Origin of the sequence: Rheinheimera oceanensis, assembly GCF_018831085.1 — a bacterium.
Lineage (GTDB): Bacteria > Pseudomonadota > Gammaproteobacteria > Enterobacterales > Alteromonadaceae > Alishewanella > Alishewanella oceanensis.
On record NZ_JAGPNM010000021.1, the window covers coordinates 1 to 6,857 of the forward strand.

Genomic DNA, 6,857 nt, shown 5'->3' on the forward strand with positions numbered 1-6,857 from the left:
GATTTCTATTGGCGAGACTGGCATTGGCCGGCCTTCAACCTGGCTGATATTGCAATTGTCCTCGGTGCCTTACTTTTCGTTTCCAGCAGCTTGTTGGGTAAAAAAGCAAACACCAATGCCGAGCCGGATGGATCTGACTGACACCTACGCCATACAATTCCGCGCCTTCCGGGGTGAAGGCGGCATCGAGCGGAATTTCTTTGCAGCATACGCAGCAGGTGGTGCAACTGGCAGTGTTCGGGGCGTTTGCGTTCATGGTGGTACTCCTCCAGATTGGTAGCGAAGCTCAAAGCTGCCCACTCTCGGCTGGCTGGGAAGCGGTCATGATCTTCCCTTGAAGGCCCGCAGCAGCCGCGTCACAGACAGGACAAACAAGCCGGTCAGCGTGAGGGCTGCAATACCCCAGTGCTCCCCGATGAACGCGCCGGCCGTCGTGCCGGCTAGCACAATGGCGAGAATCGGCAAATGGCAGGGACAGGTGAGCACGGCCAGCGCGCCCCACAAGTAGCCGGTGATCGGTTTGTGCGTCTCAGACGGCAAGTGCTCTGGGCTGTTCATGGCAGACTCTCCGCGTGCTGTGCCGGTTCGGTTGGCATGGCGGCCAGTTGCATTTCGAGGCTGGCCAGGGCCTCGCGCCGACGCTCGACGAGTTGCCGCAACACGGCAAGCTGCGCAGACGCACCGTCACCGTCCGCAGCATCCAGCGCCCGGCACAGCCGCGCCAGTGCGTCCAGGCCGATACCCGCTTCGAAGGCAGCCCGTACAAAGCGCAGCCGTTGCAACGCGGTGTCATCGAACAAGCCGTAGCCGCCCGTGGTGCACGCGACCGGCCGTAGCAACCCGCGCAGCAGGTAGTCGCGCACGATATGCACGCTCACCCCGGCATCAAGGGCCAGCCGGGACACTGTGTAGGCGCTCATTGAACACCTCCTTTTCCTCATCCGGCGCAGCACGAAAGCTGCTTCACGTCCTTGCTGAAGGTCTGCGCCGCGAGCTTCAGCCCTTCGACCATGGTCAGGTAGGGGAACAATTGGTCGGCCAGTTCCTGCACGGTCATACGGTTGCGAATGGCGAGCACCGCCGTCTGGATCAGTTCACCCGCTTCCGGGGCCACCGCTTGCACGCCGATGAGCCGTCCGCTACCTTCCTCGATGACCAGCTTGATGAAGCCGCGTGTGTCGAAGTTGGCAAGCGCACGCGGCACGTTGTCCAAGGTCAAGGTGCGACTGTCGGTCTCGATCCCGTCGTGATGTGCTTCCGCCTCGCTGTAGCCCACGGTGGCGACCTGCGGGTCGGTGAACACCACGGCCGGCATTGCGGTCAGGTCCAGGGCCGCATCGCCGCCAGTCATGTTGATCGCAGCACGGGTGCCGGCCGCTGCCGCCACATAGACGAACTGAGGCTGGTCGGTGCAGTCGCCAGCCGCATAAATGTGTGGCGTACTGGTGCGCATGCCCTTGTCGATGACGATGGCCCCCTGCGCATTGGCAGCGACTCCCGCCGCTTCCAATGCCAGGCTGCGCGTGTTCGGTGCCCTGCCAGTGGCGACCAGCAGATGGTCGGCGCGTATTTCACCGTACCCGGTGGTCAGCACGAATTCGCCGTCCACATGCGCGACCTGGCTGGCTTGCGTGTGTTCCAATACCTTGATCCCTTCGGCACGGAACGCGGCTGTAACGGCCTCGCCGATGGCCGGGTCTTCGCGGAAGAACAGCGTGCTGCGTGCCAGGATCGTCACTTTGCTGCCCAGCCGGGCAAAGGCTTGCGCCAGTTCCAGCGCCACCACAGACGAGCCGATCACGGCCAGGCGCTCGGGAATGGTGTCGCTGACCAGGGCCTCGGTGGAAGTCCAGTAGGGTGACTCTTTCAGGCCCGGAATCGGCGGCACGGCCGGGCTGGCACCCGTGGCGACCAGGCAGCGGTCGAACGCCACCACACGCTCGCCGCCATCGTTTAAACGGACGGCAAGGCTCTGGTCGTCCTTGAAACGCGCTTCACCATGCAGCACGGTGATGGCCGGGTTGCTGTCCAGGATGCCTTCGTACTTGGCGTGGCGCAGCTCATCGACGCGCGCCTGCTGCTGGGCCAGTAGTTTGCTGCGATCAATCGCAGGCACAGTCGCCGCGATGCCACTGTCGAATGGGCTTTCACGGCGCAAATGGGCGATATGGGCAGCGCGGATCATGATCTTGGACGGCACGCAGCCGACATTGACGCAAGTACCGCCGATGGTGCCGCGCTCGATCAGCGTGACGTTCGCACCTTGCTCGACGGCCTTCAGCGCCGCCGCCATCGCGGCTCCGCCGCTGCCAATAACGGCGACGTGCAGTCCGTCCCCATCACCACCAGCCTTGTCGCCACCGCCCAGCCATCCCAGCGCCTTGCCAAGCAGTCTGCCCCGCGCTGAAGTGGATGGGGCATCGGCGGGTGTGGCCTTGTAGCCGAGGCCGGCCACAGCGGCGGTCAGCGCCTCTGGCGAGGTGCCGGGATCGGTGGCGAGTTGCGCGGAGCCTTTCGGGTAGGACACGAGCGCCGACAGCACGCCCGGCACTTTCTCCAGGGCGTCCTTGACATGTGTCGCGCACGAGTCGCAGGTCATTCCGGTGATATTCAAATACATTGCATCGTTCCTTTTCGTTTCGGCAATTGCCAATGCAGTTAGCCGTGTTTGGGTGGTAGTTCGCAGCGGCGGTTGGCCGGTGAGAGCAGATCCCAGATCGACACCCCGATCATCAAGGCCAGACCGACATAGAGGAGGTTCGCCGTCCACCAATTGCCAAAAAACAAGAGCATGGCCGCCAGCACGATGGCTGGGCCGACCATCCCGAGCAGGCTGCGGTACCATTGCCGATGACTCAGCCAGCCCAGTGCATTCGCCAGCAAAGCCACGACTGCGAACAGCGGCAGCAGCTTGGAGATAAACAACCCTTCGTATTCCTGTAGAAAGCCAAGGCCGATGGCCGCGCCCAGGCTGGCGATAGCCGGGAAACAGGCAGCGCATCCCATCGCGGAAACAACGCTGCCAAGCGCGCCAGCCTTGTCGGCAATGCGTGTAATCAGTCCCATGATCGCCCCAGGTTCGGGTTCAGTGGCTCACTGCTTGACGCTGGACGGATAGCCCGCATCGCCAGTGGCCTTGATCAACTCATGCACACTGGTCTTGGTATCATCGAAGGTGACAACCGCTTCGCGTGGTTCGAAGGTAACGTCAACTTTATCAACGCCTTCAATCCTGGAAATCGCCATTTTGACGGTGATCGGGCAGGTGGGGCAGGTCATGCCGGGTACGGACAGCGTGACTGTCTGGGTCGCGGCCCACAAAGGAAAAGCAACAGTAGCGAGGGCGACGAGGGTGATAAAGGCAAACGATTTTTTCATGATGAACTCCTGTGATTAATAGAAAAATGGCATGACGTAGGGAAATCCGAGCGCGACCAGGACCAGCGCGGCCACGATCCAGAAAATGAGCTTGTAAGTAGCTCGCACTTGGGGAATCGCGCAGACCTCACCCGGTTTGCAGGCTTGCGCCGGGCGGTAGATGCGCCGCCAGGCGAAAAACAGCGCGACCAGCGCTGCGCCGATGAAGATCGGGCGATAGGGTTCCAGCACCGTCAGGTTGCCGATCCATGCCCCGCTGAACCCCAAGGCGATCAAAACCAGCGGCCCCAGGCAGCAGGCCGACGCAAGAATGGCGGCCAGCCCACCGGCAAAGAGCGCGCCGCGCCCGTTTTGTGGTTCAGACATACGCTTGTCCTTTCAAATTTGGTTTGGATAGCTTAAGCTTACTTCCGTAGTTATGTACGGAGTCAAGCGATATGCAAATTAATTTTGAGAATCTGACCATTGGCGTTTTTGCCAAGGCGGCCGGGGTCAATGTGGAGACCATCCGGTTCTACCAGCGCAAGGGCCTGCTGCCGGAGCCAGACAAGCCCTATGGCAGCATTCGCCGCTATGGCGAGGCGGATGTAACACGAGTGCGGTTCGTGAAATCGGCCCAGCGGCTGGGCTTTAGCCTGGACGAAATCGCCGAGCTACTGCGGCTGGAGGATGGCACCCATTGCGAGGAAGCCAGCGGCCTGGCCGAGCACAAGCTCAAGGATGTGCGCGAGAAGATGGCCGACTTGGCACGCATGGAGGCCGTGCTGTCTGAACTGGTGTGCGCCTGCCATGCGCGGAAAGGGAACGTTTCCTGCCCGCTGATTGTGTCACTGCAAGACGGAACGAAGCTCGCTGCATCGGCGCGGGGGAGTCACGGGGTGACTACGCCTTAGCGTGCTTTATTTTCCGAATTCTGAGACGACCCCTACCTGAACAAGCGCTACCGCTGCATTCTGACCAACATTGAGGAGCGAACCCTGCTCGACCTGCTGGCCACCCGCCGCCAGGACGTGGTGACCAACTACCTGATGAAGCTGAAAGACCGGCAGAAGGTCGAGATCGTCAGCATGGACATGTGGAACCCCTACCGGGCAGCGGTCAAGGCTGTGCTGTCCCAGGCCCGTATCGTGGTCGATAAGTTCCATGTGGTGCGCATGGCCAACGATGCCCTAGAGAGAGTGCGCAAGGGCCTCAGAAAGGAGCTGAAACCGTCCCAGAGCCGGACTCTCAAGGGAGACCGGAAAATCCTGCTGAAACGCGCTCACGAAGTCTCAGACCGGGAGCGCCTCATCATGGAGACTTGGACAGGCGCGTTCCCGCAACTGCTGGCCGCCTACGAGCACAAGGAGCGCTTCTACGGCATCTGGGACGCCACCACACGGCTCCAGGCAGAAGCCGCCCTGGACGAGTGGATAGCCACCATCCCGAAGGGCCAAAAGGAAGTCTGGAGCGATCTGGTCAGGGCAGTGGGAAACTGGCGCGAAGAGACCATGACCTACTTCGAGACGGACATGCCCGTCACCAACGCTTACACGGAGTCCATCAACCGACTGGCCAAGGACAAGAACCGTGAAGGGCGCGGTTACTCCTTCGAGGTGATGCGGGCACGAATGCTCTACACCACGAAGCACAAGAAGAAGGCACCGACTGCGAAGGTCTCTCTTTTCTACAAGAAAACCATCGGTTACGGACTGCCGGACTTCGCAGAGGAACTCAACTACGGAGTCGATCTATCAACCATCTGAGGGTGGTATCAGATTGATGGGGTGAAGGTGCCCCATCAACCATTAAATCCGTATACCCAAAATTTAAAATAGCGGCTTGACTGTACCACAGTGGCAAGCATTAGCTTGTGTCATGAACACACCACAGGAGAGAAACACCATGAAATTCCATATCGCTGACATGACATGTGGCCACTGCGTTAGCATGGTCACCAAAGCCATCCTCACAGCAGATGGTGATGCAAAAATACAGACTAACCTGACCGACAAAACGCTGCAGCTCAGCACGGAACTGAGCTCTGCAGAGGTAATTGAGGTCTTAACAGAGGCGGGATATCCGGCGACAGAAGTCAAAGCCAGCTGCTGTAATCCGGCGAACAGCTGCCACAGCGCCTAAGGAAAAAGCCACCGTAAGGTGGCTTCTACATGCAACGGATTTTGCTGCGTGTTTGACGAAGTAACGGGGGCTATAGCGTTTGGTTCACTGCTGACGATGACCGGGCGCTTTGTTGCTGCCTAAACCACCGCTTAATACCAGCTGCAGCGCTTCGGCCGGTTTCATATCAACATTACGGGTACAGCTACGCGGTACGATAACGGTGTAACCGCCAACGTTGTAGGCCATCGGAATAAATACCGCAATTTGATCGTCCTGCATCAGCGCCGACATGCGATCATCACTCTGACCGCCTTGTTTGGTAATAATGCCAATCAGTTCAATATCTGAGGGTGGCAGTTTTAGCATGACTACCGAGCCATCGGCAAAGTTTTTACCTGCCATTAAATCGATAATATCCTGCAGCATGCCGTAAATTTGTTTGGTGCCCGGCAGTTTCAGTAACACCTTCCCCGGCAGTTGCCACAACCAATTAAAACCCTTCCAGCGTGAACTGTAACCGATAGCAATACACAACAGCATAAAGCTGAGTATCGCCATGCCAGGCAGATACCAGTGGCTTGGCAGCACCCATTGCAGTGCCGGGGCCAGGCTGCCCTCTACCAGGTTCAGCAACCAGCGCAGCAGCTCGATAGTAATAATTAACGGCAGTACAATCGCCAGGCCTTTTAATAAACTTCTTACCACTATTTTCATCAGGGATTTCAATCTGCATCAGTCAAAGTAGCGCTAGCATAACAGCGATCAGGAAGCGGGCGCCAGTCTGGGGCTGGATGACGCTTGCCGGTTAGATTTTGCTTTTCTGGCGCTGTTTTAACTGCAAAAGGAGGCGTGCGGTTGACCAGGATAATCTAAAAGTTAGTTTAGCTATTTCTGCAATAAGTAGAAGTCGCCAGAATAAGCGGTGAGTCTACCGGGGTACTTATGGTTAATCTGACATTATTGGGCGCTTTTATTCCCACCTTTTTATTTGTTTCTGTGACGCCAGGTATGTGTATGACGCTGGCCATGACCTTGGGGATGAGTCAGGGCGTGCGTCGTACCTTCTGGATGATGTGGGGCGAGATGCTGGGCGTGGGTTTAGTTGCCATGGCGGCGGTATTAGGCGTAGCCGCTCTGATGCTGAAGTTTCCGGAGCTGTTTCAGTGGTTTAAACTGCTTGGTGCCGCCTATCTAACTTATATTGGCATCCAAATGTGGCGCGCCAAAGGCAAACTGGCGGTGCCGCAGCTGGGCACAGCGCCGGTGTTGCTACCGCGGCGAACCTTGTTTAGTCAGGGCTTTATTACGGCAGTGTCTAACCCCAAAGGCTGGGCGTTTCATATGGCGCTGCTGCCGCCCTTTATCGATAGCCAGCT

The 6,857-nt window shown here is 58.5% G+C and carries 11 protein-coding genes and 2 pseudogenes; 5 read left to right on the top strand and 8 right to left on the bottom strand.

The features are described 5' to 3' along the window. Window positions 1–141 (top strand): signal peptidase II (locus tag J3B89_RS20625; protein WP_194297706.1); only part of this gene is annotated, 141 nt, incomplete at its 5' end. 25 nt (window positions 142–166) lie between these two features. On the opposite strand, the pseudogene J3B89_RS20630 reads toward J3B89_RS20625, so the two are convergent. The 7 genes and pseudogenes from J3B89_RS20630 to J3B89_RS20660 form a co-directional block, all read right to left on the bottom strand. Further along, window positions 167–256 (bottom strand): annotated as a pseudogene (locus J3B89_RS20630) (DUF3330 domain-containing protein); the annotation flags it as partial. A 65-nt stretch (window positions 257–321) separates the two neighbouring features. Then, window positions 322–558: a broad-spectrum mercury transporter MerE gene (gene merE, locus J3B89_RS20635; protein ID WP_001087807.1), complete on the bottom strand. Its 237-nt coding sequence runs from the start codon at window positions 556–558 to the stop codon at window positions 322–324. After that, window positions 555–920: a mercury resistance co-regulator MerD gene (gene merD, locus J3B89_RS20640; RefSeq protein ID WP_001277463.1), complete on the bottom strand. Its 366-nt coding sequence runs from the start codon at window positions 918–920 to the stop codon at window positions 555–557. The genes merE and merD overlap by 4 nt, the downstream gene beginning before the upstream one ends. 17 nt (window positions 921–937) lie before the next feature. After that, complete coding sequence (gene merA / locus J3B89_RS20645; protein ID WP_215768306.1) at window positions 938–2,620, bottom strand: mercury(II) reductase; 1,683 nt, start codon at window positions 2,618–2,620, stop codon at window positions 938–940. A 38-nt stretch (window positions 2,621–2,658) separates the two neighbouring features. Beyond that, window positions 2,659–3,066, bottom strand: a complete 408-nt coding sequence (gene merC, locus J3B89_RS20650) for an organomercurial transporter MerC (protein ID WP_000522993.1) — start codon at window positions 3,064–3,066, stop codon at window positions 2,659–2,661. A gap of 27 nt (window positions 3,067–3,093) precedes the next feature. Beyond that, window positions 3,094–3,378: a mercury resistance system periplasmic binding protein MerP gene (gene merP / locus J3B89_RS20655; protein WP_215399498.1), complete on the bottom strand. Its 285-nt coding sequence runs from the start codon at window positions 3,376–3,378 to the stop codon at window positions 3,094–3,096. Window positions 3,379–3,393: 15 nt separating this feature from the next. Then, window positions 3,394–3,744, bottom strand: coding sequence for a mercuric transport protein MerT (locus J3B89_RS20660; protein ID WP_001294660.1), 351 nt, complete (start codon window positions 3,742–3,744; stop codon window positions 3,394–3,396). A 71-nt stretch (window positions 3,745–3,815) separates the two neighbouring features. On the opposite strand from J3B89_RS20660, the gene merR reads away from it, so the two are divergent. The 3 genes and pseudogenes from merR (at window position 3,816) to J3B89_RS20675 (ending at window position 5,499) form a co-directional block, all read left to right on the top strand. Continuing rightward, window positions 3,816–4,271: a mercury resistance transcriptional regulator MerR gene (merR, locus tag J3B89_RS20665; RefSeq protein WP_008609174.1), complete on the top strand. Its 456-nt coding sequence runs from the start codon at window positions 3,816–3,818 to the stop codon at window positions 4,269–4,271. 24 nt (window positions 4,272–4,295) lie between these two features. Next, window positions 4,296–5,123 (top strand): annotated as a pseudogene (locus tag J3B89_RS20670) (ISL3-like element ISPst2 family transposase); the annotation flags it as partial. A 139-nt stretch (window positions 5,124–5,262) separates the two neighbouring features. Beyond that, on the top strand, window positions 5,263–5,499 hold the full coding sequence (locus J3B89_RS20675; protein WP_215399499.1) for a heavy-metal-associated domain-containing protein: 237 nt from the start codon (window positions 5,263–5,265) through the stop codon (window positions 5,497–5,499). Window positions 5,500–5,583: 84 nt separating this feature from the next. Here J3B89_RS20675 and J3B89_RS20680 read toward each other — a convergent pair whose 3' ends face one another. Then, window positions 5,584–6,195: a DUF502 domain-containing protein gene (locus tag J3B89_RS20680; protein ID WP_215399500.1), complete on the bottom strand. Its 612-nt coding sequence runs from the start codon at window positions 6,193–6,195 to the stop codon at window positions 5,584–5,586. A gap of 228 nt (window positions 6,196–6,423) precedes the next feature. Between J3B89_RS20680 and J3B89_RS20685 the strand changes: the two genes are divergently transcribed. Further along, window positions 6,424–6,857: LysE family translocator (locus J3B89_RS20685; RefSeq protein ID WP_215399501.1), on the top strand; the 434-nt coding region annotated here is incomplete at its 3' end.